Annotated in this window: 1 pseudogene; it reads right to left on the reverse strand. The window is 48.0% G+C overall.

The window, feature by feature from the left end:
• Window position 1: 1 nt before the first annotated feature.
• Window positions 2-631 (reverse strand): annotated as a pseudogene (locus UF06_RS13565) (IS3-like element ISVpa4 family transposase); the annotation flags it as partial.

Consider the following 631-nt stretch of genomic DNA (forward strand, 5'->3'; position numbering starts at 1 on the left):
CTCATGCTGCGTATCTTTGCCTACCGAAGTAGGCCTCATCAGGAGTGAGGTTATTGAGTCCTTGATGGTTACGCTCTTCATTATAAAACACCATGTAGTTGCCGATTTCAAGCTCGGCTTCACGGGGCGTGGTATAAGCCTTTAAGTAAACCTCCTCATATTTCAGGCTTCGCCATAATCGCTCAATGAAAACATTGTCAACCCAGCGGCCTTTCCCGTCCATGCTTATACGTATGTCATGTTCAATTAACTTCTGTGTGAACTCTGTGCTGGTAAACTGGCTGCCTTGATCTGAGTTAAAGATATCAGGTGGCCCATAATGCTTCAGCGCTTCCTCAAGCGCTTCGATACAAAAACTCGTGTCCATGGTGTTGGATAGTCGCCAAGCCAGCACTTTGCGGCTATACCAGTCGATAATAGCAACGAGGTACAGGAACCCCTTCGCCATTGGGATGTACGTGATATCAATCGCCCAAGCTTGGTTTGGGTAAGTGACTTCGATATCACGCAACAGGTAGGGATACACCTTGTGTGCTTTGTTCGCCAGCGTCGTTTTGGGCTTGGGGTAAATCGCCCCAATCCCCATATCGCGCATGAGTCGAACAACACGCTTACGATTAACGCTATGACC

The organism is Vibrio sp. S234-5, from assembly GCF_000960595.1.
Lineage (GTDB): Bacteria > Pseudomonadota > Gammaproteobacteria > Enterobacterales > Vibrionaceae > Vibrio.